The sequence below is a fragment of the Pseudomonas sp. Pseusp49 genome, assembly GCF_059491875.1.
In genome coordinates, this window is sequence record NZ_CP168514.1 from 704,092 (window position 1) to 727,078 (window position 22,987).

The following is a 22,987-nucleotide window of genomic DNA, read 5'->3' on the forward strand; positions in this document are numbered from 1 at the left end:
CGCGAGCAAGCTCGCTCCCACAGGGGGGTAGGTCAGGTCAGTACATCGGCGATGACTGCAATGGTATCGCCGCACTGCACCAGGCCCGGAATGTGGCGCGCCGCGAGCAGGCCGCTACGGGCCGCGCAATACTCCACCGGGGCGACGCCGCTGCGGGACGTGTCGTAAACGCGGGCGATCACTTCGCCCTTGCTCACGTTGTCGCCCAGATCGCGGCACATTTCCAGCAAGCCGTCATGTTCGCTGGCGATAAAGCAATTGGCATCGGGCATGTCGAGCATGATTGATTCCGTGGTCTGGATCTCACCTTCAAGAATCCCCGCATGTACCAGCAGATTACGCACCCCGCGCTCGGCAATCGCCACACTGCGCGCCGTGGACGAGCCGCCGCCGCCCAACTCGGTCGTGACAAAGACTTTGCCCTGACGTTCTGCGGCGGTGTCGTACATTGCCCCGGCATCCAGCTCCAGCATGCGCATACTGTAAGGTGCATTGAAAGCGCGCATTCCGGCTTCGCATTGCGCCTGCTGGTTTTTGTCGGGCAGCACATGACACGCAGCGAACGGCAGGAAGTCCAGGGTGCGACCACCGGAGTGGATGTCCAGCACGATGTCTGCCAGGGGCAATAACGTCCGATTGAAGTAGTCGGCGATTTTCTCGGTCACCGTACCGTCCGGCTTTCCGGGGAAACTGCGATTGAGGTTGCCCTTGTCAATCGGCGACGTGCGCCGACCAGCATGGAACGCCGGGGTATTCATGAACGGGACAATAATCACCCGCCCCGTGACATCGGCGGCCGTCAGGCCCTGGGCTAGTTTGCTCAGGGCCACCGGGCCTTCGTATTCGTCACCGTGGTTACCACCGGTAAGCAGCGCAGTCGGCCCCTGACCGCGCTGAATCACGGTGACTGGAATCATCACCGCGCCCCAGGCCGAATCGTCTCGGGAGTACGGCAATTTGAGGAAGCCGTGCTGCACGCCTTCGCAGGTGAAGTCCACCGTGGCGCTGATCGGGTTGTCAGGCAGGTCGCTCATGGCTCAATCCTTCACGAACAGTTGGCGTGGCACGTTGCACAGCGTCTCGACGCCGGTCTCGGTGATCAGAATGCTTTCGGTGATTTCCAGCCCCCAATCGTCCATCCAAAGGCCTGGCATGAAGTGAAAAGTCATGCCCGGTTGCAACACGCTGGTGTCGCCAGGACGCAGGCTCATGGTGCGCTCGCCCCAGTCCGGCGGATAACTGATCCCGATCGGGTAGCCGCAGCGGCTGTCTTTGTGGATGCCAAACTTCTCCAGCACTTTGAAAAACGCCACGGCAATGTCACCCGTGGTGTTGCCCGGCCTAGCCGCATCCAGTCCGGCCGCGATGCCTTCGACCACGGCTTTTTCGCCGTCGAGAAAGTGCTGCGGCGGCTTGCCCAGGTAAATGGTGCGCGACAACGGGCAGTGGTAACGCTTGTAGCAACCGGCGATTTCAAAGAAGGTGCCGGCGCCCTTTTCGAACGGCGTATCGTCCCATGTCAGATGCGGCGCGCTGGCGTCGGCACCGGTCGGCAACAGCGGCACGATGGCCGGGTAATCACCGCCATGACCGTCGGCGCCGAGGATGCCGCTGCTGTAGATCTCGGCCACCAATTCATTCTTGCGCATGCCCGGCTCGATCCGTTCGAGGATCCGTCCGTGCATGTTTTCAACGATTCGCGCGGCGATGCGCATGTAGGCGATTTCCTGCGGCGACTTGATCGCCCGCTGCCAGTTCACCAGGCCGACCGCGTCCACCAAAGTGGCATTCGGCAGGTTGTTTTTCAGCGACAGGTAAGCGGCGGCGCTGAAGTAATAGTTGTCCATTTCCACGCCAATGGTCAGCGCGTCCCAACCGCGGGCGCTGATGACTTCCCGCGACAGGTAATCCATCGGGTGACGTTCCCGGGACTGCACGTAGATGTCCGGATAACCGACGATATTTTCCTGCTGCATGAACACCGTGCGCTTGGCGCCGTTGGCATCCTGACCGCGACCGAACCACACGGGCTCGCCGTCGAGCGCCAGCAGCACGCACTGATGGACATAAAACGACCAACCGTCGTAGCCGGTCAGCCAGGCCATGTTCGACGGATCGGTGACCAGCAACAGCTCGATGCCTTGCGTCTGCATGGCCGCTCGAACCTTGGCCAGACGCTGGGCATATTCCCCCCGTTCAAACGGGAGATTGACGACTATCTGAGACATGCACCTGCCCTCTGATAAATGACACGCGGATGAAAAAACCGGTTAACTGCCGAACTGAAAACCCTTGCCTGCCGAACGCGCGCGCTCGAATGCCAGGTTGGCCATGGCCGTGTCCTGGGCACCGGTACCGGTGAGGTCGCATAGGGTGATTTGCTTTTCATTTGTGCGACCGGAACGCTGCCCGGCCAGCACCTGCCCCAACTCTGCGAAGTTGCTTTCGTCGCTGACGACGCCAGCTGCAAGGGCATGATGCAATTCGCCGAGGATGCGGGTCTGGCTCAAGCGATCCGCCACGTAGCAATCGACCTGTGCCAGCGCCTTGGGGGCAATTTCGTTTTTGTGTTCGGCATCCGAACCCATGGCCGTGATGTGCAGGCCGGGCTGCAGATGCCGTGCGTCAATCAACGGCTCGCGGCTCGGCGTGCAGGTGATGGCGATGTCCACGCCATCCATGGCCTCGTCGATACTTGCGCACGGCCTGACCGCCAGTCCGCTGTGACGCGCCAGTTCGACACTGAAGGCTTCGGCCTTGGCGTAGTCCCGCGCCCAGACCCGTACGCTGTCGATCGGCCGCACCAGCCGCAAGGCCTGAAGCTGTAACGCCGCCTGCTCGCCGGCTCCGATCAGCGCCACGCTGCGACTGTCGGCCCGTGACAGAGCGCGAGCAGCCACTGCGCCCGCCGCCGCCGTGCGTACAGCGGTCAGGTAACCGTTATCGAGCAACAAGGCGTCCAGCAAACCGGTGCGTGCCGACAGCAACATCATCATGCCGTTGAGGCTCGGCAGCCCGAGTTTCGGGTTGTCGAAAAAACCCGGACTGACCTTGATCGCAAAGCGTTCCAGACCTGGCAGGTACGCCGTCTTCACGTCCACTTCGCCGTTATGCTCGGGAATGTCCAGGCGCAGAATCGGCGGCATTGCCACCGCGGCCGTGGCCAGCAGCACGAAGGCTTGTTCGATGGCTTCGATGCTCGGCAGGTCCAGCGCCACGCAAGCACGCAGATCCGCTTCGCTCAACAGGGTGATTGCACTCATCAACGCGGTACTCCAGTCTGATTTTTGATTGAGTTCACGCATCAGCGCCGGCCAGCACACGCAGATGCTGATCGACGTCGACATTGCGACCGCTGACCACCACCACGATCGGCCCACGCGGCTCGATCAAACCATCAAGCAAAGCGCCGATCCCCACCGCTGCCGCGCCTTCGAGCACCAGGCGCTCTTCGCGATAGGCATGGCGCAAGGCATGGGCGATGGAGGCTTCGCTGAGCAGATGCAGGTGGTCGCAGGTGTCGCGGGTCATGTTGAAGGTGTAACGGTTGTCCAGGCCGATGCCGCCGCCGAGGGAGTCGGCGAGGGTCGGCAGTTCTTCGACTTCCACGGGATGTCCGGCGGCCAGGCTGGCGTGCATGGCCGCGCCGCGCTGCATGCTGATGCCATGAGTGACGATCTGCGGGTTGGCGCTTTTGAGTGCCAGCGCCACGCCGGCAAACAGACCGCCGCCGGACAATGGCACCAGCACTTGGGCGACATCCGGCAGTTGTTCAAGGATCTCCAGCCCCAGCGTGCCTTGGCCGGCGATGACGGCAGGGTGATCGAATGGAGGCAGCAGAGTGGCGCCCTGCTCGCGGGCAATACGCTCGGCTTCACGCTGGGCGTCGTCCTGAGACTGGCCGACGATGCGCACTTGCGCACCGAGATCGCGAATGGCCTGAACTTTATTTCCCGGCACCAGATGCGATAGACAAATCGTCGCCTTCACGCCTTGCTGCGATGCGGCATAGGCAAGCGCCCGCCCATGATTGCCTGTCGACGCGGCGACGACGCCACACGCCTTTTGCTCGGCATTGAGTTGTGCCACGGCATTGCTCGCGCCGCGTAACTTGAAGCTGCCGGTGATTTGCTGGGATTCGAGCTTGAAGTAAACCGGCACCCCCAACCGCCGGGACAGGCTGGGCGAGTGTTCCATGGGCGTGCACCGGACCAGCGATTTAATACGTTGGCGGGCGAGGTAGATATCGTTTAGCAGCAGAACTGACATGACCGCGTCCCAAGTGAGGTGTTGGGCGCAGTCTAAGAGGGCTGGATTGTCGCGATGAATGTACTAGGGCAATTTCGTCGACAAACTTTTTTGCACCGGTTGCCCGCTCAAAAATCATGGATCTGCGGGTACTGACCGAAGATTTCGCGCATGCCCATCAACGCATCGCGCATTTCGTCGTCGCTGCATTCGGCACCGACACACACACGGACTGCCCGGGGCCTGGGCGTGCCACGCACCGTAAACGGGTCAGGCGAAGTGACCGCAATGTGCTTGTGGCGTAGTGCCCGCACCAGGCTGTCGACTTCCCAATGAGGGGGAATGCCGATCCAGGCATTCAATGCATAGGGATGCTGGCCGAGCAGGTACTCGTCCAGGTACTCGCTAACCATCGCTTGCCGACCGGACAGGAGTCTGCGTTGCAGGTCGACCAGGGTGTCGGCGCGCCCGTCGCGAATCCAGCGCGTGGCAATCTCCGCGACCATGGGTGTTGCCATCCAGCTGTTGACCCGCAAAATACTTTCGGTGCGCAACGCCAGCCGCTTTGGCATCACCAGATATCCGACGCGCAAACCGGTGAGCACCGATTTGGTCATGCTGGTGCAATAGAACGACAGTTCCGGCAAATAGTGGCTGATCGGCGGCGCCCGGCGCTCGTCCAGCAAAGGCCCGTACACATCGTCTTCGATAATGTGCACGCCAAAACGCCGGGCGATCTCGGCAATTTCCCGTCGACGGCTGTCCGGCATCAGGCTGGTGGTCGGGTTATTCAGGTTTGGCGTACAGACCAGTGCGGTGATGCGCTCGTTGCTGCACATGTCCTCGAAATGCTCGGGGTCGATACCATGCCGGTCCATCTCTAGACCCTTGAGGGTAAACCCGAGCACCTGGGAATTGCCGATCACACCGTGATCGGTCAGCCCTTCGCAAAGCACCACATCATCCGGGCCGGCAAGGGATGCCAAGGCCAGAAAGATTGCGTGGGCAGCGCCGTTGGTGATCAGGATGTCGTCGCGCTCGACCCGCAGGCCTTGCCGCGCGATCCAGTGCATCGCCGCTTCACGGTGCGACTCGAAACCGGCAATCGGGCGAAACGCATGAATCCAGGGCTGATCTTCTTCGGTGCTGAGTTCGCGACAGGTTTCGCGCCAGAACTGGTCATGTTCACGGGTGTGCATGATCCGCGTGATGGAAAAGTCCACCAGCGCCCGTTCAGGGCTGTCGAGAATGTAAGTGGCGACCCGGTCGCTCATTCGCCGCGAGACAAAACTGCCGCGCCCGACCTCGCACCTCACCAGGCCCTGGCGTTCGAGCTCCTTGTAGGCATTGGTGACAGTTTGCACGCTGATGCCCATGGCATCGGCGACATTACGTTGCGGTGGCAGCCGCTGATCATTGGCCAGTACACCCTGCTCGATATCGTCGGCAATCGCCTGGACCAGAATCTTGTATTTCGACTCACCGCTGCGGGCGATTTCCAATGCTGCCTTCCACTTGTCCATCGGCGCCGAACCCACATGTTTGCCAGTGCCGACAGCATCCCGCGAGAATCCATGCAAAGCAATTGTCCTAGTGCAATGCAATCCTGCACAGTGCTTTTGTATGCTCGGTACAAGGTCGATGCACAGGCTGCTGAACCAGCCGCCCACAACAATCAATCGATCTGTACTGGAGCTGCCTCTCCACGCTTAGGCTCAACAGGTGGACCAGCCCTCGTACGCTTTGCTCTTGTCACACTGCCTCCTACCACAGAGCCGTCAAAGACGGATCCACAAGAAACAGGAGATTTTATCGATGAGCAATTCCATTCCCCGCACTCCCCATGTCTTGCGTCACCTGTTTGTCGCTTGCGCGTTGTTCGGCCTGGCCACCAGCGCCTACGCCTCGACGCTGGAAACCATTACGAAAAACAGCAGCATCCGCATCGGTTACGCGAACGAAACCCCGTTCGCCTTCACTGAAACCGACGGCAGGGTCACCGGTGAATCACCGGAAATCGCCAAGGTCATCTTTGAAAAAATGGGCATCAAGAAAGTCGACGGTGTGCTGACCGAATGGGGCTCGTTGATCCCCGGCCTGCGCGCCGGGCGTTTCGACGTGATTGCCGCGGGCATGTACATCACCCCCGAGCGCTGCAAGCAGGTCATCTTCACCGATCCGCAATACCAGTTGCCCGACGCACTCCTGACCGCCAAAGGCAACCCGAAGAATCTGCACAGCTATGAAGACATCGCCAAAAACCCGGATGTGAAACTGGCGGTCATGGCTGGCACGGTCAACCTGAAATACGCGCGGGATTCCGGGATGAAGGACGCACAAATCCTCCAGGTGCCGGACACCACCGCGCAGTTGCAGGCCGTGCGCGCCGGACGTGCCGATGCCGCCGTCGGCACCCAGCTGACCATGAAAGGCCTGGCCGCCAAGGGGGGTGAAAAGGTCGAAGCAGTCACCGAATTCAAGGATGACCCGTCGCATACCGGTTACGGCGCCCTCGCATTCCGCCCGGAAGACAAGGATCTGCGGGATGCGGTCAACGCCGAACTGAAAAAGTGGCTGGGCTCAGAAGAGCACCTAAAGACGGTCGCCCCGTTCGGTTTTGACAAATCCAACGTGACCAGCAAAACGGCTGCCGAGCTCTGCGCTCAATAGTCGAAGCGGGCATGGCGCTGCGGCGCGATGCCTATTTCCCTGCTGACTCCGGATGTTGAACCACGCAGGTGTGAACAATGGGTGAATTACTTCCGCTTTTGATACAAGGCGCCTGGGTCACGCTCCAGGTGACCTTCTTCGGTTCGATCCTGGCGATTGTCGCGGCCATTCTGGCGGCGCTGGGGCGCATGTCGCCGTGGCGGCCGCTGAGCTGGTTCTCGGTCGCCTACATTGAAGTGTTCCGCGGCACGTCGTTGCTGGTGCAATTGTTCTGGCTGTTTTTCGTGTTGCCACTGCCACCGTTCAACCTCGAACTGAGCCCCTACAGCGTGGCCATTGTCGGCCTCGGTTTGCACATCGGCGCTTACGGTGCGGAGGTGATGCGTGGTGCGATCAGCTCCGTTGCCAAGGGTCAGTACGAGGCGTCCACAGCACTCAACTTCAGCGGCTACAAGCGCTTTCGGCGAATCATTCTGCCCCAGGCGTTGCTGGCGGCCATTCCACCGGGCACGAACCTGCTGATCGAGTTGCTGAAAAATACCTCTCTGGTCTCGCTGATCACCCTGTCGGACCTCAGCTTCCGGGCCCGGCAATTGGACCAGGCCACTTTCCAGACCCTGGAAATCTTCAGCCTGGCGCTGGTGATGTATTTCGTGCTGGCTCAAGCGATCAACCTCGGCATGCGCAGCGTTGAGCGACGTTTGGCTCGCGGCCGGATGCGTGGAGGTCTGTCATGACCCTGTTCGATTGGACATATGCCTGGCAGATCCTGCCCGATTTGCTCCGGGCATCGCTGAACACCGTAGGCATTACCCTGCTCGGGTTCCTGATCGCCATTGTGCTGGGATTGTTTCTGGCCATCGGCCGACGCAGTCGCCTGTTCTGGCTATCGTGGCCGATCGCCGGGGTGATCGAATTCATCCGCAGCACGCCACTGCTGATCCAGGTGTATTTCCTCTATTACGTGCTACCCAATTACGGCGTGAGCATGACTGCCATGCAAGTGGGGGTGATCGGCATCGGTGTGCACTACGCCTGCTACATCGCCGAAGTGTATCGCGGCGGCCTCGACGCCGTGCCGCGCGCGCAGTGGGAAGCTGTTACGGCGCTGAACATCGCGCCGTACAGCGCCTACCGCAACATCATCCTGCCCCAGGCCCTGCGGCCAATCCTGCCGCCGCTGGGCAACTACCTGGTGGCAATGCTCAAGGACACGCCGGTGCTGTCGGCCATTACCGTGGTCGAGATCATGCAGCAAGCCAAGAACATCGGCTCCGAGAACTTCCGCTACCTGGAACCGATCACCATGGTCGGTCTGTTTTTCCTCGCCCTGAGCATCGCTTTGGCATATCTGGTACGGCGCCTTGAATTGCGCCTGGAGCTACGCTAATGACTTCTCCACTCTCGACACCCAGCGACCTTTCCCGGCACGGCAACCCGACCCCACTGCACCCGCAGGAGGCTACAGGCATGCAGAAACCCAATCCGGTCAAGCCGATCGTCAGCTTTCAGGACGTCACCAAGAGCTATGGCAACTTCACTGTGCTCGACCACTTGAATCTGGACGTCACCCCGGGTGAGAAAGTCGCGATCATCGGCCCCAGCGGCTCGGGCAAATCCACCCTGCTGCGAGTATTGATGACGCTCGAAGGCATCGATGATGGGTTGATCCGCATTGAGGATGACTTACTGACCCACATGCCCAATCGCAACGGTGTATTGGTGCCAGCCAATGACCGGCACATCCGTCGGGTGCGCGGCAAAATCGGCATGGTGTTCCAGAGCTTTAACCTGTTCCCCCACATGACGGCTTTGCAAAACGTCATCGAGGCCCCCGTCCAAGTCCTCGGCATGAAGCCAGCCGAGGCACGTGAACGTGCAGCGGACTTGCTGGAACTGGTAGGGCTGGGTAGTAAACTCGGGCATTACCCTTCGCAGTTGTCCGGTGGCCAGCAACAACGAGTGGCCATTGCCCGGGCACTGGCAATGCGCCCGAAAGTCATGCTATTCGACGAAGTGACCTCGGCGCTGGACCCGGAACTGTGCGGCGAAGTACTCAACGTGATCCGCAAGCTCGGCACTGAACACAACCTGACCATGCTGATGGTCACGCACCAGATGGGTTTCGCCCGGGAGTTTGCCGATCGCGTGTGCTTCTTTTACAAGGGGCAGATTCACGAACAGGGCACGCCCGCGCAGATCTTTGAACACCCGCAACAAGAACGAACCTGCGCGTTTCTCAGTGCAGTGAAAGAAGCCAACTAACCGACACCGAGCGAACGACTGGCTTCGATGAAGCTGTCGTTTTGCTTGAGTACGAAGCTGGCAGCCGCGCGCTTGAGATCATCGAAAAAACACGGCATTGGGTGTCCGGTTGCAAAGGTGTGACCGGCAGACTCGTCTTTGCCGCTTTTCTGGCACCCCCCCGCAGCCCTGAAAATCCCGTATTCACTGGATTTCAGGCACAAAAAAAGACGTCCTTGGACGTCTTTAGATGTTGTGTTGGTGGAGCCGGGGGGATTTGAACCCCCGTCCGCCAGTACTCCGCTGTCGGTACTACATGCGTAGCCGTGTCTATTAAGTTAACCCTCAGCGACCCGACGGGCAGGGTGCTTTGGGCGAGTTGTGTAAGTTTTAGCCGCTTCGTCCACAACGTACTGCACGGCGATTCTGTTCTATATGACAATCACTTTGGGTTTACAGACATCCCCTGATGATTGCTGGACCCGAAGGTACCAGGAGGGAAGGGCTAAGGCTGCTTACGCAGCGAGAGCGTATTCCCCGTAGGTTTCGTCATTGGCAACTATAGGAAGTTGCAACAGTGGATTTACGAGTTCTGTTACCAACTCGGCATGCACCTAAAGTTTCGCAACCGGCGTCGAATCCTAAACGGCCCCGAGCCTGGTGCTCTGTGAATCAAGTGAGCAACAAGCCTGCACAGTGTACGTCAACGCGACTCAGAAGGCCAACCCGAAGGTAGGCCACCACACATCATGGGTTTGGCTGGTTGCTCTGTCTGTCAGCGAGTGCCAATGCCTGGGTGGCTTCGGTGACGCATTTTGTGTCGTCTCCGGAGGCTTGTGAGGCTTCGGCGCTGGACATCAGTCTCTTGATCTCCATGGCGGTGCTTCCGGAGGTCGCCGGCAGCGCGTTCACTTTGCCTTTGAGCTCTTGCAGCTTGCTCGTACACAGGTTGTTGTCCGCCGCCAATGCAGTAGAGGCCAACATTGCAGCGGAAATGAACAGACCAGCGAGTGTGGTGCGCTTCATGGGTATCACCTTGAACGGATGGGGCCTACCTCAAAGACTACGATTCAACGCAAGAATTCGGTTTTTTCAGACAGCGTGCCAAGCTTTTCCCTCGATGCGGGCGGTTACACATTCCCAGACCCCGGATGCAAAAAAACCCGCCGTTGGCGGGTTTTGTTTTGCTTCGTATCGGATTACTTCCCGCCTTTTTTCGCGTCGGTGAGGGCCTTGATGACGTCGTTGGTCTCGGCGACGCAATCATCAGTGCCCTGCTTGGTGCCTTTTGCATGGTCGGCTTCGGCTTGCTCGACGGAGGCTTTTACCTGGTCAACCATTTCCGGAGGAATCTGTGCCTTTGCGTTTTCGATGGTTTGCAGATTGACCGCGCACTGATCTTTTTCTGCGGCAAACGAGGGGGAGGCGAGCATAGAGGCAGTAATAAACAAACCTAACAGCACAGAACGATTCATGTGTATCTCCTTGAGCTGAAGGGCCAGGCATTGCTGGCCATCAAATCGAGCTACCGAGTGTTGGGAGAGTCCCGCATTGGCGGGACTTGATCAGTGGACTGCGGTGGCACCTCAGGGTTCTGTTTTTTACTGTGGAGCTATCGATTCCGGCAAGTAGGTACATCTATGCACCTTCCTTGGGTCCTTCTATCAGGGCACCCTAGCCTGGGTAACGCGGTCCACCAGATAGACTAGACCGTGGTAATCAATGCCGCCATGTTGCGTCAAACCGATCTCACAGGTGCGGCTGGTGGAGATGCCTTCGCTGCATTGTTGCACCGCATCCTTGAGCGTGCGCAGCGAATGGGCATTCAATTGCGGTGTGGTGAAACCCTTGTCGCCGGCGAAGCCGCAGCAGTGAATGCCCTCAGGAATGACCACGTTTTTGCTGCATTTGCGCGCCAGATCGATCAGTGCCTGACTTTCGCCAAGGTGCTGGGTGCTGCAGGTGACGTGCACCGCAATCGGTGCTTCCTGTGGTGTGAAGTCGAGGCGATCCATCAGGTGCGTGCGGATGAAACGCACCGGGTCGTAGAGGTCCAGTCGAACGTCGCCAAGGTCTTGAGTGAGCCGTAACGTACAGGGACTGGTGTCGCAATAAATCGGGTCGAGCCCGCCGCGACTGGCGTGCAGCAAGGCGCCGATCAGTTCCTGGCGCTTGTGTTCGGCTTGTTCGGCGTAGCCTTTGGAGGCGAATGGCTGGCCGCAGCAGAGGTTGTCCAGATTGTCCGGGAAGACTACCTGGTAACCGGCCTTTTCCAGCAGCCCGCGGGTTTTGTCGTACAACGACACCTGCTCTTTATCCCCCGCCGCTGGCCCCATGACCCGCGACACACACGCCGCCAGGTACACCACCCGAGGGCGTTCGTCCGACACGGCGGGACTGAAACGGATGGCTTTTTCCGGCTGCGGCATGGCGTTGGTCCATTGCGGGACCTGACCTTTGGACAGCTTCGTCAGTGTCGCCGAGAGTTTTGCCAGGCGTGGCGCGCCCAACAACATCCGTGCGCCATTGGCGACGTGCAGGGTGAACCGCGCCCCTTGTAGCGCAGTGGCGAAATTTCCTTCAAGCCAGTTGGCGGTTTTCGTATGGGTGGCCGTGCGGCTGCGCAGCTTTTTCACCAGCTCGCCGGTGTTGATGCCGACCGGGCAACGTTGCGCGCACAGGCCGGTGGCGGCGCAGGTGTCGATGCCTTGGTATTCGTACGCGGCTTCGAGTTCGGTGGTATCGATGCCGGCGCGTTTTTTTGCCTGAATATCGCGCCAGATCACGATGCGTTGGCGTGGGCTCAGGGTCAGGCCTTTCGATGGGCAGACCGGTTCGCAGAAGCCGCATTCGATGCACTTGTCCACAATCTCGTCGGCGGCCGGCAAGGGCTTGAGGTGCTTGAGGTGGATCTGCGGATCTTCGCTGAGCACCACGTCCGGGTTGAGAATCCCGTTGGGATCGAGCAGGCGCTTGAGTTGCCACATCAGCTGGTAGGCATCGCTGCCCCATTCCAGTTCGACGAAGGGCGCCATGTTGCGCCCGGTGCCGTGTTCGGCTTTCAGCGAACCGCCGAACTCCACTGCCACCAGTTGCGCCACGTCGTCCATGAACGCCTGATAGCGTGCGACTTCTTCCGTGTTGTTGAAGCCTTGGGTGAAAACGAAGTGCAGATTGCCTTCCAGTGCGTGTCCGAAAAGGATCGCTTCATCGTAGTGATGTTTGTCGAATAGCTCGATCAGGCGATTGACGCCGATGGCCAGTTGTTCGACCGGGAAGGTGACGTCTTCGATGATCACCGTGGTGCCGGTCTTGCGCACCGCGCCGACGGCGGGGAAGGTGTCTTTGCGAATGGCCCAGAGACGGGCGTTTTCCCGTGGGTCCTCGGTGAAGTCGACCTGTTTTTCCACCGGGAACGTCTGCAGCGACGCCATGATCTGCGCCAGTTGTTCATGCAGCAGGGCGGACGAGGCGGCGCGGGATTCGATCAGCAAGGCGCAGGCATTGTTCGACAGATGCTGTACGAAAGGCGGCATGCCGGGTTTGTCCTGCACTGAGCGCAGGCTGCGCCGGTCCAGCAGTTCCACGGCCGACACCGGTTGGCTTTTCAGTACGGTGACCGCGTTGCAGCAGGTCTCGACATCCGGGAAGACAATCAGGGCCGAGGCCTTGTTCGGGTGGTCGATCACCGTGTCGTAGGTCACCGCGCTGATGAACCCGAGCGTGCCCTCGGAGCCCACCAGCAAGTGGCTCAAGATATCCACAGGCTCGTCGAAATCCACCAGGGCATTGAGCGACAGGCCGGTGGTATTTTTCAGACGGTATTTGTGGCGGATTCTCGCAGCCAGATCAGCGTTGGCGCGGGTCTCGCGACCCAGAGTCGCCAGGCGCTCCAGCAACGCGGCATGGCTTTGGCGAAACGCCGCGACGCTGGCGGCATCTTCAGTGTCGAGACGACTGCCGTCGGCCAGCACCAGACGAATGCCGGCCAAAGTGTGATAGGTGTTTTGCGCCGTGCCACAGCACATGCCGCTGGCGTTGTTGGCGACGATACCGCCGATCTTGCAGGCATTGATCGAGGCCGGGTCCGGGCCGATCTTGCGTCCGAACGGCGCCAGCCAGGCGTTGGCCTGTGCGCCGATCACTCCCGGTTGCAGGCGGATTTGCGTGCCCTGGTCGCGGATCTCGCGCGCGTTCCAGTTGTCCCCCAGCACGATCAGCACCGAGTCGCTGATCGCCTGGCCGGACAAACTGGTACCGGCGGCGCGGAAGGTCACCGGCACCTGATCGCGTTGCGCCAGTTGCAGCAGCGCCACCACTTCGTCTTCGGACTCGACGCGGATCACCAGTTGCGGAATCAATCGATAGAAACTGGCATCGGTGCCGAAGGCCAGGGTCGACAGCGGGTCGTCGAAACGTCGCTCTTGTGGAATCAGTTGCTGTGCATCTCGCAGGAAAGCGGCCGGTAGACTCATTGGTCCTCCAGGATCAACACCACCAGGTCTTTCGGACCGTGGGCGCCGTACGCCAGCACTTGTTCGATGTCGGCGGTCTTCGACGGGCCGGACACCAGCAACGCGTTGGTCGGCATGCCCTGGGCCCATTCGAACTCCTGCTGCACCTGATAGAAGTTGTCGCGGATTTCGCTGGCCTTGAGCAGGGCGAAATGCACAGGTGGCGCCAGGCTCATCAAGCGCGGTTCTTCCCGGGTCGGCCAGATGATCAGGCTACCGGTTGCCGCGATGGCGCCGAGGCTGCCGGTCAGGCTCGCCGGGGTGTCGTTGAACAGCTCGGCTTTCCATTCTTCGACCGGGCGGTCGTAGGCCTTGAGCGTCGGCAGATCGGGATTATTCGCCCAGTGCTGTGTGATGCGTTGACCGTGGGGCGTTGTCGGTGCGATCAGCAGGCTCGGCAACTGGCGATCCCGTAGCAATTGCGCTAACAGCGCCGGCCAGTCTTCACCGGAGGTCAGGTGGATTTCCGTGTGCACCGCTTCCATCAGTTTGCGCAGTTGTGGAATGCGTTGCTCTGGCGCGTAGGAGTAAGGCAGGGTCACCAGATCGACATCAAAGTTGTCGGCCACCGGTGTGGTGCCTGTCAGACTTTTACGCAGTTTGGCGAGGATATTTTGCTTGGCGCTCATCAGCGGTCTCCCTGTTTGGCCAAGTGCTCGCGGGCCATGTCATGCAGTGAGCGGGCGGCGGGTTTCGGTGCGCTGTGGTTTTGCGTCCACGGGCCGACATTACTCGGCGTGAGGGCGCGCAAACGGGTGGCGAAGAAGCCGAACAGGCGATACAGCGTTGGCGAACTGTTGAGCTTCGCCCAGGCGTTCCAGAGGAACCGCTCCTTGCGCGAATACTTGCTGCCCTGGCCGCGCATCACTTGATGGGGGCTGTCCGGGGCCTTGACGTTTTCTTCGCGCAGGCGTCGCAGCAACGCAGGGATCGGGATTTTTACCGGGCAGACTTCGCCGCAGGCACCGCACAACGAAGAGGCGCTCGGGTGATCCGGGACTTTCGCCAGGCCGACCATGTGCGGGGTGACGATTTTTCCGATAGGGCCGGGGTAAACCTCCCCATAGGCATGGCCGCCGATTCGGGTATACACCGGGCAATGATTCATACAGGCACCGCAGCGAATGCAGTTCAGGGTCTGGCGCAATTCGCTGTCGGCAAAGGCCTGGCTGCGACCATTGTCGAGCAGTACCAGGTGCACTTCCTGCGGGCCGTCGAGTTCATGCTCCTTGCGCGGGCCGGAGATCATGTTGACGTAGGTCGTGATCGGGATGCCCAGGGCCGAGCGGGTCAGCAGCGACAGCAACGGCACCACGTCGCGCAGGTTTTCCACGACTTTTTCGATGCCGGTAACGGCGATGTGCACGGGCGGTACGGTGGTGGTCATGCGACCGTTGCCTTCGTTTTCCACCAGCAGCAGGGTGCCGGTTTCGGCCACGGCGAAGTTGACGCCGGAGACGCCGATGTCCGCTTCGAAGAATTTCTGCCGCAAGACCTTGCGACCGATCTGAATGAGTTGGTCAACGTCCTTGGTGTATTCCACCCCAAGTTTGTCGTGGAACAAGGACGCGACCTGACCGGCATTCTTGTGGATCGCCGGCATGATTATGTGTGAAGGCTTCTCGTGGTCGAGCTGGACGATGTACTCGCCCATGTCCGATTCCAGGCATTCAATGCCCCGGTCAGCCAGGAAATGGTTCATCTCCATTTCTTCGCTGACCATCGATTTGCCCTTGATCACTTGCCGCCCCTCGTGAGCGCGGATGATCGAGAGGACGATGCCATTGGCCTCGTCCACCGTTTCCGCCCAGTGCACTGTCACACCGTTGCGGGTCAGGTTCTGTTCCAGTTGCTCGAGCAGGTCGGGCAACTTGGAGAGCGCGCGGGCACGGATTGCATTGCCCAGTGCGCGCAAGTGTTCTCTTTCATGGGCATCGCTGAACGCCGCTGCCCGTTTGGTCATCAGTGAATCCATCGCCTTGCGAAAGTTGCCTCGCAATTGCGCGTCACCCAGCGCGTTGTGGGCGCGGGTGCGGAAATCCTCTTCTACGGCAACCGTAGGAATAATCGTCGAGGTGCTCATTTCGCACCTCCGGTACGCTGCCAGAGGAAGCTGGCCAGATGCTGACCGCGCAACGCTTCCTGCTGTTTTTCCAATGAGCCGTTGATGTTCATCAAGCAGCCGCAATCGGCACTCAATACCTTGTGCGCGCCGGATTCCTTCAACGCCCGGGTCTTGTCAGCCACCATCGCGCCGGAAATGTCTGGCATACGGACGCTGAATGTTCCGCCAAAGCCACAGCACTCACTTTCGTGATCGTGATTGACCCGCTCCACATTGCTCAACTGCGACAACAATTCGCGGCCGTGCAGGTGGGTGTTCATTTCGCGGCGTGCCGAACACGAAGTGTGCAGCGCCACTTTCACCGGCTCACCGCTGTCCTTGAACTGCACCTTGCAGACAAACAGCAGGAACTCGGCCAGTTCATAGGTTCTGGCAGCCAGCGCCTGAACCTGTTTCAACGTGTGCGGCTCGTCCTTGAACAAGTCGGCATAGTGTTCGCGCAACATCCCGGCACAAGAGCCTGACGGCACCACCACCGGATAATCCCCGGCGAACAGCGCCAGTTGTGAGCGCGCCACGGTCCGTGCCTGTTCGGTGTAACCCGAGGTGTAGGCCGGTTGTCCGCAGCAGCTTTGCCCTTGCGGGTACTCGACACGAATGCCTTCGCGTTCCAGCAGGTGGATCGCATCCATCCCGGCTTCGGGGTAGAACAAATCGACCACGCAGGTCCCGAACAGGTAGACCCGTGACGGTTTCTCGCTGGGGTATTGCCGAGGCTCGGGCAGTGGCGGGGCGACACGGGTCGCATTCGGCACAGCGTTGTAAAAAAGCTCGCTCATCAGGCGTGTCTCCGGGTGGTCCCGGTTATTCGTCTGTTGAGGCCGCTGAATATAGAGCCGGAAGCTTTCAGCAGCCTTACAGACCGGGGTGTGAATTGCGGACGCCGGGGGCGTGGCCCGGCGTCGGTTTTTACCGTTTTGCTTGTAGTCCTTAGTGCACCAGCATGCCGGTGAACCAGTAGGCCTGAGCCAGGGTGATCAAGCCGACAATCGTTGCAAAGAATAGGCTGTGCTTGAGGGTGAAGCGGAACAGATCCGATTCCTTGCCCACCAGGCCGGTCGCGGCGCAGGCCACGGCGATCGATTGTGGCGAGATCATCTTGCCGGTCACGCCGCCGCTGGTGTTCGCCGCCACCAGCAAGGTGTCGTTGACGCCGATCTGGTGCGCGGTGGTCGCTTGCAGCGAACTGAACAGGGCGTTGGACGAAGTATCGGAGCCGGTGAGGAACACGCCCAGCCAGCCGAGGAATGGCGAGAAGAACGGGAACGCCGCACCCGTCGCCGCCAGTACCAGGGCCATGGTCGAGGACATACCCGAGTAGTTGGTGACGAAGGCGAACGCCAGCACCATGCCGATGGACAGGATCGGCCAGCGCAGTTCGTAGAAGGTCTCCTTCAAAGTGGTAAGACCAGTTTTGACGTTGATCTTCAGCACCAGCATCGAGATCAGCGCCGAGAAGAAGATCGCTGTACCGGTGGCGGAAATCGGGTCGAGTTTGAACACTGCCGGAATAGCCGTTGGTGCAGCCACGATCGGCGCGACCTTGATCACCATTTGATCAAGATGCGGGATCGCAAAGTTGAGCACGAAGCTGTACATCGAACCGCCGGCGGCAAACATGGCCTTGAACGGCTTCAGGGTCCAGATCGTGACCAGTACGGTGAGAATCAGGAACGGCGACCAGGCCTTGAAGATTTCCCCAAGGCTGTAGGGCGAAGCCACGGTTGTGCGCTTCTGGCCGAAACCACCGACGCTGGCGCTCACCACGGAGGCCGAAACAGCACCGACGATGTGTTGGCCGGCGGCGCGTTTTGGTTGCCAGACTTTCAGGAACAGGGTCAGGGAGATCAGTGCGGCCAGGGCCGAGGTGATGTCCGGCAGTTCCGGGCCGATGAAGTTCGAAGTGAAGTACTGGGTCACGGCAAAGCTCAAACCGGCCACCAGCGCGGCTGGCCAGGTTTCCCGCACGCCGCGCAGGCCGTCCATCATGAACACCAGCCAGAACGGCACGAACAGCGACAGCAGCGGCAGTTGGCGGCCGGTCATGGCGCCGATCTTGAAGGCGTCGATACCGGTCACTTGCCCTGCCACGATGATCGGAATGCCCAGGGCGCCGAAGGCTACGGGTGCGGTGTTGGCGATCAGGCACAAGCCGGCGGCGTACAGCGGGTTGAAGCCCAGTCCTACAAGAAGCGCGGCGGTAATCGCCACTGGCGCGCCGAAACCGGCAGCACCTTCCAGAAATGCGCCGAAGCAGAAGCCGATCAGCAGCACCTGCAAGCGCTGGTCATCGGTGATCGACAGGACCGAACTGCGGATGACTTCAAACTGACCGCTCTTGACCGTCAGTTTGTAGAGGAATACCGCTGCCACGATGATCCAGGCAATCGGCCACAGGCCATAAGCGAAGCCATACCCGGCGGCGGCGAGCGCCATATCGACCGGCATCTGGAAAGCGAAGATCGCCACCAGGATCGACAACGCCAGGGTGATGCTGCCGGCCACGTGCCCTTTGAGGCGGAACACGGCCAGGGCCAGGAAGAAAAACACGATGGGGATGATGGCGGCGAGTGCGGACAGGCCGAGGCTGCCGAGCGGGGTATAGAGCTGTTGCCAGGTTTGCATATGGGGTGGCCCCTAATTGTTGTTGGTCAGGCACTGATCAGCGTTCTTGGATAATTGGTAAGACCAATTTACAATCGCTGTTGGCTAGGGTAAAAGCCTTGTAGGTGGTGTGTCAATTTGCCGCCCTAAAACTTTTGTCGAATGCAAAGTGCGCAGATCGTCCGTCTGGTATGACCAAATGCGTTGTGGCAGGTGCTGGCGCGGCGCCGATAGGCCAGAATAGAGCCCCGGCGAGTCGTCGGATCGTGGAGAAATCGAGTTATGGGGTTTGATCAGATTCGTCAGCGCCGTTTGTCTGACGATATTGTCGAGCAGCTTGAGGGCATGATCCTCGAGGGCACACTGAAGGCCGGAGAGCGCTTGCCGGCCGAGCGCGCATTGGCCGAACAATTTGGCGTGTCCCGCCCTTCGTTGCGTGAAGCCATTCAGAAGCTGACCGCCAAGGGGTTGCTGGTCAGTCGCCAGGGCGGCGGCAACTATGTGGTGGAATCACTGGGTACCACCTTCAGTGACCCCTTGTTGCAGCTGCTGGAAAGCAACCCCGAGGCGCAGCGCGACCTGCTCGAGTTTCGCCATACGCTGGAAGCGTCCTGCGCCTACTACGCGGCGTTGCGCGCCACTGATGTGGATCGCGAGCGGCTGACCGCGGCATTCAACAAGTTGCAGGACTGCTATTCGCGCCACGAAGAGGTGAGCCGTGCCGAAGAGGGGGCCGCGGACGCAAGCTTTCACCTGGCGATCGCCGAGGCCAGCCACAATGCCGTGCTGCTGCATACCATTCGCGGGCTGTTCGACTTGCTCAAGCGCAACGTGGTGACCAACATCGGCGGCATGTACAAGCAGCGCACTGAAACCCGCGACATGCTGATCACGCAGCATCGGGAGTTGTACCAGGCGATTATCGAAGGGCGCGCGGAGCAGGCGCGGGAAGTTTCCAGCCGGCACATTCTGTACGTGCAGGAGGTGCTGGAAGAAGTGCGTCAGGAAGTGCAGCGTGTGGCTCGGGCGGAACGGCGCAAGGGGATGTGACCTTTTGAAGCAAAAGATCGCAGCCTTCGGCAGCTCCTACATTGGAATGCGTTCCCTGTAGGAGCTGCCGAAGGCTGCGATCTTTTCGCTGACACCGCGAAACTCAGGCAGAAAAATCAGTCTTCCTTGCCCTTGTTGCGCACCGCACGCTGCAACTCGCGACCCGCGTCGCGTTCGCGCTCGGTATCGCGCTTGTCGTATTCCTTCTTGCCCTTGCCCAGAGCGATCTCGCACTTGACCATGTGCTTGCTCCAGTACCAGGACAGGCACACGCAGGCGTAACCCTTTTGCTGCACCGCAGCGGACAGCTTGTCCAGCTCGCGACGGTTGAGCAGCAGCTTGCGGCTGCGCACCGGGTCGGCGATGACGTGGGTGCTGGCGGTCGTCAGGGGCGTAATGTGGCTGCCGAGCAGCCAGGCTTCGCCATCCTTGAGCAGGACATAACTGTCAACCAGTTGCAGCTTGCTTGCCCGCAGACTTTTTACTTCCCAGCCGGCCAGGACCAGACCAGCCTCGAACTTGTGCTCGATGAAGTAATCGTGTCGCGCCTTTTTATTTTGCGCGATGGTCCCTGTTGGGTGTTTCTTCTGTTTAGCCATAGGGGCGGCATTATAGGGAGTTACAACAGAGTCGGCTACGGGGTTGCTACGTGCTTGAGCAGGTTGATTGAATCCCGGACAATGCGGCCTCTTTTTTGAACGCTTGGGCGTGATAACGATGTCGACAGACAAGGTTTCTGTCCACGGCAGTTGGGCTAGCCGCTGGGTCTTCATACTCGCCGCGACCGGTTCGGCCGTGGGGCTGGGTAGTATCTGGAAATTCCCGTACATGGTCGGCGTCTATGGCGGCGGTGCCTTCGTGCTGATGTTCCTGGCCTGCATCGCGCTGATTGGCGTGCCGGTCATGCTGGCCGAAACGCTGATCGGCCGGCGTGCACGACAGAGCCCGGCCAATGCCTTGAAGGCGCTGGCGGTCGAGGCGGGGCACTCGGGCAAATGGTCCTGGGGCGCATTTGCCGGAATGATCACGGCGTTGCTGATCCTGTCGTTCTACAGTGTGGTGGGCGGCTGGTCGCTGGATTACATCATCGACATGGGGCGTGGCGATTTTCAGGGTGTGACGGCGGATCAGGTGGGGGCTTACTTCGGCAATGTCATTGCCGACCCCTGGCGCCTGACACTTTGGCACACGATTTTCATGCTGCTGTCGGCGGTGGTGATCGCAAAGGGCGTGGTCGCCGGGCTTGAGCGCAGTTTGCGCATCATGATGCCGTTGTTGTTCGTGATGGTCCTGGTGCTGCTGGGCTACAGCATGACCACCGGTCATTTCATGGAAGGCGTGCATTTCATGTTCGACTTCCACCCGGAAAAGGTTCTGGACGGCTTGTTGCCCGCGATGGGGCATGCGTTCTTTTCCCTGAGCGTGGGCGTCGGCTCGATCATGATCTATGGCGCCTACATGCCGAAGAGCTCGTCGATATCGGGGACTGTCGTTGGTGTGGCGCTGCTCGACACCTTCGTTTCCCTGGTGGCCGGCCTGGCATTGTTTCCGATTGTTTTCGCGGCGGGCCTGAACCCGAGCGAAGGGCCGGGGCTGATGTTCGTCAGCCTGCCGTTTGCCTTCGGCAACGTGGCGTTCGGGCAGTTGATGGGGGTGGTGTTCTTCGTGCTGGTGGCGGTCGCTGCCTGGAGTTCGGCGATTTCCCTGCTTGAACCGATGGTGGCCTATCTGGTCGAGCGCACTAAAGTGAGTCGTGCCTGGGTCACCTTCTGGCTGGCTTTCAGCTGCTGGTTCGTCGGCCTGGGCACGGTGTTCTCCTTCAATATCTGGAAGGAGGCCAAGTTCTTCGTGAACGAAGGCGGGATGTTCCATCTCTACCAATGGGGAGCAGCCGGTGGTCTCGACTTCTTTGGCGTGATCGATTTCTTCACCTCGCGACTCATGTTGCCGCTTGGCGGTTTGTGTTTCGTGGTGTTTGCGGGCTGGATCATGGGGCGTGAAGCGGTGCGCGACGAGTTGTCGATTCGCAACCCTGCGCTGTTTGGTCTGTCCTTGTTCTTGATGCGCTATGTGGCGCCCATCGGCATCCTCGTAGTGTTTGCCGCCCAGCTGTGGAAGTGACGCTGACATGACGACACATATTTCACGTTCGGCCTTGCTGCCATACCCGGCACAAGCGCTGTATGACCTGGTCAACGACGTGGCGCGCTACCCGGAGTTTCTGCCGTGGTGCTCGTCGGCCGAAGTCCTGGAGAGCTCCCTTGAGCATATGCGGGCGAGCGTTGGAGTGGCCAAGGGCGGCCTCAGCCAGCATTTCGTCACGCGCAACACCCTGGTTCCCGGGCAGTCGATCGAAATGAACCTCGAAGAGGGCCCTTTCACCCAATTGCATGGCATCTGGGTATTCAAGGCGCTGACCGACAAGGCCTGCAAGATCAGCCTCGATCTGTCGTTCGATTATGCCGGGCCACTGGTTCGTGCCACCTTGGGGCCGCTGTTCAATCAGGCGGCCAACACCCTGGTGGATGCGTTCTGCCAGCGTGCCAAGCAGATACATGGTTGAGGTCATGATTGAAATCGAGGTGGTCTACGCGGCCGTGGACCGTCAGGTGCTGCTGACGCTGACGGTGCCGGTCGGGACGAGCGTGCGGGCAGCCTTGCTTGGGTCCGCCCTGGCTGGGGAGTTTCCGGAGCTGGATCTGGCCAATTGTCCCGTAGGGATCTTCGGCAAGGTTGTAGCCGATCCAGAGCGTCGGCCTGTTCAGGCAGGAGATCGTATCGAGGTCTACCGACCCCTGTTGGCCGACCCGAAAGAGGTACGCCGACTGCGTGCGGCAAAAGCGGCCGAGGCCAAAGCGCGGAATCAGTGAGTGGCTTGAACGCCAGACAATAAAAAGCCCGGGCATGCCGGGCTTTTTATTGCGTCGCAAATTATTGCGGCGAGGTGTCCAGTGGTTGCGGCGTCGGGACCGGCACGGTTTCTACGCCGTCGACGTCCTTCTGGATCTGGTCCAGCAACGAACCTGGCTTGACCGGCTTTTCCGGTTTTGGCTTCTCGACGTTTTCTGCTGGGGCAGCCACTGTCGTGCCGCTGTCCTTGCCGAGAATGGCTTCGTCACGGCTCACGCCTGGCATGAAATCACCAGAGAGGCTGACAAGCTGATCATTTGGGTTGAAGATAACGCTGATGCGTTCCTGTTGGCGTTCACCGCCACCCGGTTGCAAGCTGTACAGATAATCCCAGCGATCGGCATGGAACGTGTCAGTCAGCAGAGGGTTGCCCATGATAAACCGTACTTGCTTGCGGGTCATTCCCGGGCGTAACTGGTCTATCATGTCCTGCGTGACGACATTGCCCTGCTGGATGTCGATTTTGTAAACCCCGGGGAATGAACAACCGGCGAGTGCGAGCAGTCCCACAAAGGTGAAACTGGTTAGCAAGAGCTTGGTGTTTTGCATCGGTGGGCGACTTCCACTATCTTGGCTGGGACAACGTAAACGCCGATCATACCCGCATTAAGAGAAGCTGCGA

22 protein-coding genes and 1 other RNA gene are annotated in these 22,987 nt (G+C 60.0%); 8 read left to right on the forward strand and 15 right to left on the reverse strand.

The features are described from left to right. Positions 1–32 precede the first annotated feature (32 nt). From doeB to ehuR, 5 genes are all read right to left on the reverse strand, one after another. The gene (gene doeB / locus ACEN83_RS03000) at positions 33–1,034 is read right to left on the reverse strand and encodes a N(2)-acetyl-L-2,4-diaminobutanoate deacetylase DoeB (protein WP_495579475.1); all 1,002 of its coding nucleotides are present in this window, start codon (positions 1,032–1,034) and stop codon (positions 33–35) included. Between the two features lie 3 nt (positions 1,035–1,037). Continuing rightward, on the reverse strand, positions 1,038–2,228 hold the full coding sequence (gene doeA / locus ACEN83_RS03005; protein WP_495579476.1) for an ectoine hydrolase DoeA: 1,191 nt from the start codon (positions 2,226–2,228) through the stop codon (positions 1,038–1,040). Between the two features lie 42 nt (positions 2,229–2,270). Beyond that, positions 2,271–3,263, reverse strand: coding sequence for an ectoine utilization protein EutC (eutC, locus tag ACEN83_RS03010; protein ID WP_495579477.1), 993 nt, complete (start codon positions 3,261–3,263; stop codon positions 2,271–2,273). Between the two features lie 34 nt (positions 3,264–3,297). After that, complete coding sequence (gene eutB, locus ACEN83_RS03015; RefSeq protein ID WP_495579478.1) at positions 3,298–4,269, reverse strand: hydroxyectoine utilization dehydratase EutB; 972 nt, start codon at positions 4,267–4,269, stop codon at positions 3,298–3,300. A 107-nt stretch (positions 4,270–4,376) separates the two neighbouring features. After that, entirely contained in the window at positions 4,377–5,771 is a 1,395-nt protein-coding gene (ehuR, locus tag ACEN83_RS03020) for a MocR-like ectoine utilization transcription factor EhuR (RefSeq protein ID WP_495579479.1), read from the reverse strand. Positions 5,772–6,063: 292 nt separating this feature from the next. Between ehuR and ehuB the strand changes: the two genes are divergently transcribed. The 4 genes from ehuB (at position 6,064) to ehuA (ending at position 9,183) form a co-directional block, all read left to right on the forward strand. Next, positions 6,064–6,918: an ectoine/hydroxyectoine ABC transporter substrate-binding protein EhuB gene (gene ehuB, locus ACEN83_RS03025; protein ID WP_495579480.1), complete on the forward strand. Its 855-nt coding sequence runs from the start codon at positions 6,064–6,066 to the stop codon at positions 6,916–6,918. A 77-nt stretch (positions 6,919–6,995) separates the two neighbouring features. Further along, positions 6,996–7,655 carry an ectoine/hydroxyectoine ABC transporter permease subunit EhuC gene (gene ehuC, locus ACEN83_RS03030; RefSeq protein ID WP_495579481.1) on the forward strand — a complete coding sequence of 220 codons (660 nt, stop codon included), beginning with the start codon at positions 6,996–6,998 and terminating at the stop codon, positions 7,653–7,655. Further along, complete coding sequence (ehuD, locus tag ACEN83_RS03035; RefSeq protein WP_495579482.1) at positions 7,652–8,308, forward strand: ectoine/hydroxyectoine ABC transporter permease subunit EhuD; 657 nt, start codon at positions 7,652–7,654, stop codon at positions 8,306–8,308. Before ehuC ends, ehuD begins: the two co-directional genes overlap by 4 nt. Further along, a complete protein-coding gene (gene ehuA / locus ACEN83_RS03040) occupies positions 8,308–9,183 on the forward strand; it encodes an ectoine/hydroxyectoine ABC transporter ATP-binding protein EhuA (protein ID WP_495579483.1) in 876 nt (291 codons plus the stop codon). Before ehuD ends, ehuA begins: the two co-directional genes overlap by 1 nt. Positions 9,184–9,421: 238 nt before the next feature. Here the strand turns inward: ehuA and ssrA are convergent. The 8 genes from ssrA to ACEN83_RS03080 all read right to left on the reverse strand — a co-directional run bounded on the left by ssrA (position 9,422) and on the right by ACEN83_RS03080 (position 18,426). Then, positions 9,422–9,815: a transfer-messenger RNA gene (gene ssrA / locus ACEN83_RS03045) on the reverse strand. A gap of 94 nt (positions 9,816–9,909) precedes the next feature. Next, complete coding sequence (locus ACEN83_RS03050) at positions 9,910–10,188, reverse strand: PA2433 domain-containing protein (protein ID WP_495579484.1); 279 nt, start codon at positions 10,186–10,188, stop codon at positions 9,910–9,912. Between the two features lie 173 nt (positions 10,189–10,361). Further along, a complete protein-coding gene (locus tag ACEN83_RS03055) occupies positions 10,362–10,637 on the reverse strand; it encodes a PA2433 domain-containing protein (protein WP_116580916.1) in 276 nt (91 codons plus the stop codon). Between the two features lie 189 nt (positions 10,638–10,826). Beyond that, positions 10,827–13,637, reverse strand: coding sequence for an FAD-binding and (Fe-S)-binding domain-containing protein (locus ACEN83_RS03060; RefSeq protein WP_495579485.1), 2,811 nt, complete (start codon positions 13,635–13,637; stop codon positions 10,827–10,829). Then, positions 13,634–14,305: a LutC/YkgG family protein gene (locus tag ACEN83_RS03065; RefSeq protein WP_495579486.1), complete on the reverse strand. Its 672-nt coding sequence runs from the start codon at positions 14,303–14,305 to the stop codon at positions 13,634–13,636. The genes ACEN83_RS03060 and ACEN83_RS03065 overlap by 4 nt, the downstream gene beginning before the upstream one ends. Next, complete coding sequence (locus ACEN83_RS03070; RefSeq protein ID WP_104450878.1) at positions 14,305–15,759, reverse strand: LutB/LldF family L-lactate oxidation iron-sulfur protein; 1,455 nt, start codon at positions 15,757–15,759, stop codon at positions 14,305–14,307. Before ACEN83_RS03070 ends, ACEN83_RS03065 begins: the two co-directional genes overlap by 1 nt. Then, entirely contained in the window at positions 15,756–16,580 is an 825-nt protein-coding gene (locus ACEN83_RS03075) for a (Fe-S)-binding protein (RefSeq protein WP_495579487.1), read from the reverse strand. Before ACEN83_RS03075 ends, ACEN83_RS03070 begins: the two co-directional genes overlap by 4 nt. A 151-nt stretch (positions 16,581–16,731) precedes the next feature. Next, positions 16,732–18,426 carry a lactate permease LctP family transporter gene (locus ACEN83_RS03080; RefSeq protein WP_495579488.1) on the reverse strand — a complete coding sequence of 565 codons (1,695 nt, stop codon included), beginning with the start codon at positions 18,424–18,426 and terminating at the stop codon, positions 16,732–16,734. A 261-nt stretch (positions 18,427–18,687) separates the two neighbouring features. Between ACEN83_RS03080 and ACEN83_RS03085 the strand changes: the two genes are divergently transcribed. Next, a complete protein-coding gene (locus ACEN83_RS03085) occupies positions 18,688–19,455 on the forward strand; it encodes a GntR family transcriptional regulator (protein WP_007973145.1) in 768 nt (255 codons plus the stop codon). Positions 19,456–19,571: 116 nt separating this feature from the next. Here the strand turns inward: ACEN83_RS03085 and smpB are convergent, their stop codons facing one another. After that, positions 19,572–20,054: an SsrA-binding protein SmpB gene (gene smpB, locus ACEN83_RS03090; protein WP_007973144.1), complete on the reverse strand. Its 483-nt coding sequence runs from the start codon at positions 20,052–20,054 to the stop codon at positions 19,572–19,574. A gap of 118 nt (positions 20,055–20,172) precedes the next feature. On the opposite strand from smpB, the gene ACEN83_RS03095 reads away from it, so the two are divergent. From ACEN83_RS03095 to ACEN83_RS03105, 3 genes are read left to right on the forward strand one after another with little or no spacing between them, the layout of a single operon-like run. Beyond that, positions 20,173–21,576 (forward strand): sodium-dependent transporter, encoded by a 1,404-nt coding sequence (locus ACEN83_RS03095; RefSeq protein WP_495579489.1) that lies wholly within the window; start codon positions 20,173–20,175, stop codon positions 21,574–21,576. Positions 21,577–21,583: 7 nt separating this feature from the next. Next, positions 21,584–22,018, forward strand: coding sequence for a type II toxin-antitoxin system RatA family toxin (locus ACEN83_RS03100; protein ID WP_015093428.1), 435 nt, complete (start codon positions 21,584–21,586; stop codon positions 22,016–22,018). Next, on the forward strand, positions 22,011–22,325 hold the full coding sequence (locus ACEN83_RS03105) for an RnfH family protein (RefSeq protein ID WP_218482313.1): 315 nt from the start codon (positions 22,011–22,013) through the stop codon (positions 22,323–22,325). The genes ACEN83_RS03100 and ACEN83_RS03105 overlap by 8 nt, the downstream gene beginning before the upstream one ends. Positions 22,326–22,386: 61 nt before the next feature. On the opposite strand, the gene ACEN83_RS03110 is transcribed toward ACEN83_RS03105, so the two are convergent. Then, positions 22,387–22,914: an outer membrane protein assembly factor BamE gene (locus ACEN83_RS03110; protein ID WP_007973139.1), complete on the reverse strand. Its 528-nt coding sequence runs from the start codon at positions 22,912–22,914 to the stop codon at positions 22,387–22,389. Positions 22,915–22,987 lie beyond the last annotated feature (73 nt).

Coding starts and splice junctions, on each gene's coding strand:
- doeB (WP_495579475.1), bottom strand. CDS start 1,034: ATGAGCGACCTGCCTGACAACCCGATCAGCGCCACGGTGGACTTCACC.
- doeA (WP_495579476.1), bottom strand. CDS start 2,228: ATGTCTCAGATAGTCGTCAATCTCCCGTTTGAACGGGGGGAATATGCC.
- eutC (WP_495579477.1), bottom strand. CDS start 3,263: ATGAGTGCAATCACCCTGTTGAGCGAAGCGGATCTGCGTGCTTGCGTG.
- eutB (WP_495579478.1), bottom strand. CDS start 4,269: ATGTCAGTTCTGCTGCTAAACGATATCTACCTCGCCCGCCAACGTATT.
- ehuR (WP_495579479.1), bottom strand. CDS start 5,771: ATGGACAAGTGGAAGGCAGCATTGGAAATCGCCCGCAGCGGTGAGTCG.
- ehuB (WP_495579480.1), top strand. CDS start 6,064: ATGAGCAATTCCATTCCCCGCACTCCCCATGTCTTGCGTCACCTGTTT.
- ehuC (WP_495579481.1), top strand. CDS start 6,996: ATGGGTGAATTACTTCCGCTTTTGATACAAGGCGCCTGGGTCACGCTC.
- ehuD (WP_495579482.1), top strand. CDS start 7,652: ATGACCCTGTTCGATTGGACATATGCCTGGCAGATCCTGCCCGATTTG.
- ehuA (WP_495579483.1), top strand. CDS start 8,308: ATGACTTCTCCACTCTCGACACCCAGCGACCTTTCCCGGCACGGCAAC.
- ACEN83_RS03050 (WP_495579484.1), bottom strand. CDS start 10,188: ATGAAGCGCACCACACTCGCTGGTCTGTTCATTTCCGCTGCAATGTTG.
- ACEN83_RS03055 (WP_116580916.1), bottom strand. CDS start 10,637: ATGAATCGTTCTGTGCTGTTAGGTTTGTTTATTACTGCCTCTATGCTC.
- ACEN83_RS03060 (WP_495579485.1), bottom strand. CDS start 13,637: ATGAGTCTACCGGCCGCTTTCCTGCGAGATGCACAGCAACTGATTCCA.
- ACEN83_RS03065 (WP_495579486.1), bottom strand. CDS start 14,305: ATGAGCGCCAAGCAAAATATCCTCGCCAAACTGCGTAAAAGTCTGACA.
- ACEN83_RS03070 (WP_104450878.1), bottom strand. CDS start 15,759: ATGAGCACCTCGACGATTATTCCTACGGTTGCCGTAGAAGAGGATTTC.
- ACEN83_RS03075 (WP_495579487.1), bottom strand. CDS start 16,580: ATGAGCGAGCTTTTTTACAACGCTGTGCCGAATGCGACCCGTGTCGCC.
- ACEN83_RS03080 (WP_495579488.1), bottom strand. CDS start 18,426: ATGCAAACCTGGCAACAGCTCTATACCCCGCTCGGCAGCCTCGGCCTG.
- ACEN83_RS03085 (WP_007973145.1), top strand. CDS start 18,688: ATGGGGTTTGATCAGATTCGTCAGCGCCGTTTGTCTGACGATATTGTC.
- smpB (WP_007973144.1), bottom strand. CDS start 20,054: ATGGCTAAACAGAAGAAACACCCAACAGGGACCATCGCGCAAAATAAA.
- ACEN83_RS03095 (WP_495579489.1), top strand. CDS start 20,173: ATGTCGACAGACAAGGTTTCTGTCCACGGCAGTTGGGCTAGCCGCTGG.
- ACEN83_RS03100 (WP_015093428.1), top strand. CDS start 21,584: ATGACGACACATATTTCACGTTCGGCCTTGCTGCCATACCCGGCACAA.
- ACEN83_RS03105 (WP_218482313.1), top strand. CDS start 22,011: ATGGTTGAGGTCATGATTGAAATCGAGGTGGTCTACGCGGCCGTGGAC.
- ACEN83_RS03110 (WP_007973139.1), bottom strand. CDS start 22,914: ATGCAAAACACCAAGCTCTTGCTAACCAGTTTCACCTTTGTGGGACTG.